Origin of the sequence: Candidatus Pelagibacter communis (assembly GCF_001180205.1) — a bacterium.
Lineage (GTDB): Bacteria > Pseudomonadota > Alphaproteobacteria > Pelagibacterales > Pelagibacteraceae > Pelagibacter > Pelagibacter ubique_O.
On record NZ_CVSU01000102.1, the window covers coordinates 1 to 2,520 of the forward strand.

Annotated in this window: 3 protein-coding genes and 1 pseudogene; all 4 read right to left on the bottom strand. The window is 29.4% G+C overall.

All coding sequences use genetic code 11. The features are described 5' to 3' along the window. Positions 1–924: NAD(P)H-dependent oxidoreductase subunit E (locus AMO08_RS04640; RefSeq protein WP_179850750.1), on the bottom strand; the 924-nt coding region annotated here is incomplete at its 3' end. A gap of 18 nt (positions 925–942) precedes the next feature. Beyond that, positions 943–1,782: a formate dehydrogenase accessory sulfurtransferase FdhD gene (gene fdhD, locus AMO08_RS04645; protein ID WP_075485684.1), complete on the bottom strand. Its 840-nt coding sequence runs from the start codon at positions 1,780–1,782 to the stop codon at positions 943–945. Positions 1,783–1,786: 4 nt separating this feature from the next. After that, entirely contained in the window at positions 1,787–2,263 is a 477-nt protein-coding gene (locus tag AMO08_RS04650; RefSeq protein ID WP_075485686.1) for an HPP family protein, read from the bottom strand. Beyond that, positions 2,264–2,520, bottom strand: a pseudogene (locus AMO08_RS05810) (iron-sulfur cluster assembly scaffold protein); the annotation flags it as partial. It abuts the gene before it with no gap.

The following is a 2,520-nucleotide window of genomic DNA, read 5'->3' on the forward strand; positions in this document are numbered from 1 at the left end:
TCCACAAATATATGCACCTTGACCAATACAAATTCCAAGATCAAAAGAAAAATCCGTTCCTAAAATATTTTCACCAAGTAAATTTAATTTTTTAAGTTCATTGATGCAGCCATTAATTGCTTCAATAGATTTTGGATATTCACCTCTAATGTATAAAACTCCTTCATTGCTTCCTATCACATAACCACAAATTACCATTCCAAAAATAACTTTTAAAGGTTGGTCTTCTAATAAGTATCTGTCTGAGTAAGCACCAGAGTCCCCTTCATCTGCATTACAGATAACATATTTTTTTTCTCCTTTTGCTTTGCTGCAGAAATCCCACTTCATTCCTGTTGGAAAACCTGCGCCACCTCTTCCTGTTAAATTTGAATCTAATAATGATTTTACTATTTCTTTTTTATCTATTTTTAAAAATTTACTTAATTGCTCTTTGAATTGATCTGTTGAGGATAATTTGTCATCCATTAAAAAACTTGTTGTTGCATAACTCTTCGAGAAAAACTTATCTTGTTTAATTTGCTCACCCTTTAAAATTTGATCTATTTTTTCAATATCTTTGCCAGCATAATTTTCTCCATCATAATGAAATGCATGGTTTTCATAACAATGACCTAAGCAGAACATTTCTCCAACTTTGTCATCACCTAGTTTTTCTTTAAGTTTATCTTTTAATTTGTCTTGAGTGCCTGCACACATGCATGCACTACCATTGCAAACGAACGCTTTTTTTTCTCTATGAGAAGGTCTTAAAAATTCATAAAAGGATTCTGCGCCATGGAGAGTTGAAACTCCAAGATTATGTTTTTTGGCAATTTCTTTAATATCTTGTGGATTATTACTTAAGGTATTTTCTGAGATTTGCTTAAATAGGTTATCTTTTAAGCCTATTCTGCCTGATAAATTGCTTATATTTTTTGACACAAATACCCTTTTATTAATTTAGCCCACAATAACTTTTTTGTTATTTGTGTAAATATTAAAACTGTCCCTCTTTACGAAACCAACAAGGGTAATGTCAAATTTATTCGCTAAATCGATAGCAAGACTAGTTGGCGCACCAACGCCTATCATTATACCTATATCTGTCATCAAAACCTTTTGAACCAATTCAAAATTAAGTCTGCCTGAGCATGTTATAAATTGGTTTTTAGGATCAATTTGATCGTTCTTTAATGCACAACCAATAAGTTTATCTAAAGCATTGTGTCTTCCCACATCCTCTCTGACAGCAACCAATTCTCCATTACTATTAAAAAGACCACTTGCATGAATTCCACCTGTCTTACTGAACTCTGATTGTCCTTCTCTTAATATATCTGGCGATTTAACAATTACCTCTTTTTTGATTTTTGGTTCTGATGGATTTGTTTTATTTTTTTTAATTATTTCTAGAGCATCAAGAGAAGATTTTCCACATACACCACATGAGGAATTAGTTAAAAAATCTCTTTTTATTTTTGAAATATTTATATTTTTAGAATTATTTAAAGTGGCTAATATTTTATTTTGAATATTGTATTGACCAACTTTATCTCCATAACTTTCTATTGAGTCAATATCACTAATATTTGTTATAATTTGCTCGTTATATAAAAATCCTCTAACAAGATCTTCATCATCGCCAGGAGTTCTCATTGTTATAGATAAACTTTGATTTATCCATTTATCAGATTCTTTATACTTTAATGAAATCTCCAATGGTTCTTCAATTGAAATTAAATCATCTATATTTTCAAACTTATCAGATGAATATTTTAAAACTTTGTATTTAGAATTCATTAAATTATTTAAGTGGATAGTTTTTTTTTAATAAATATTTGTTAATTACAATTGCTAATAACAATATAATTATACAACCAAAAATTATCGGATTAATTAAATAATCATAAGAGGCACTTCCAATGATAACTATGATTGGATTTCCACCAGCAGGTGGGTGAACAATATTAAATAAAATCATTAAAAAAACTCCAGCTCCTACTGCAACTGCAATATTGATATAAATAGGGAGCGGAATATAGTTTACAAAAATTACTCCTACTAAAGCGGTTACCAAATGTCCAAAGTAAACATTCTTTGGTTGTGCAAATGGGCTTTCAGGAAAACCAAAAAGTAAAACCATTGAGGAACCGAATGAAGCTGCAATAAAATATCCTAGTGTACTTTTATAAGTAAGGACTGTTAGCACACCAATTGTAAATGCAGAAAAAAAACCTGCAATTAATGCTTTTTGCAATAATGGTTTTGTAATTTTGATCATTTATATTTTTAATGCTTTCGCAATAGTTCTTAAAGGTAAAAGCAAACATTCTTTTCTTGAAAGATTTTTTTTATCTAAAATTTCTTTAAAATCTTTCCAATGTTTTTCCATACTTACTTTTGCGTCCTCAAAAAGTTGCTCACCAACTTTTATAAATTTTTTAACATCATCAACTTTTTTTTCCTTAATTTTTCTGGATAATAGACTGACTGATGCCTGACAATAAACACACGATTTACACTGATAACCCATATCTT

Coding starts and splice junctions, on each gene's coding strand:
- fdhD (WP_075485684.1), bottom strand. CDS start 1,782: ATGAATTCTAAATACAAAGTTTTAAAATATTCATCTGATAAGTTTGAA.
- AMO08_RS04650 (WP_075485686.1), bottom strand. CDS start 2,263: ATGATCAAAATTACAAAACCATTATTGCAAAAAGCATTAATTGCAGGT.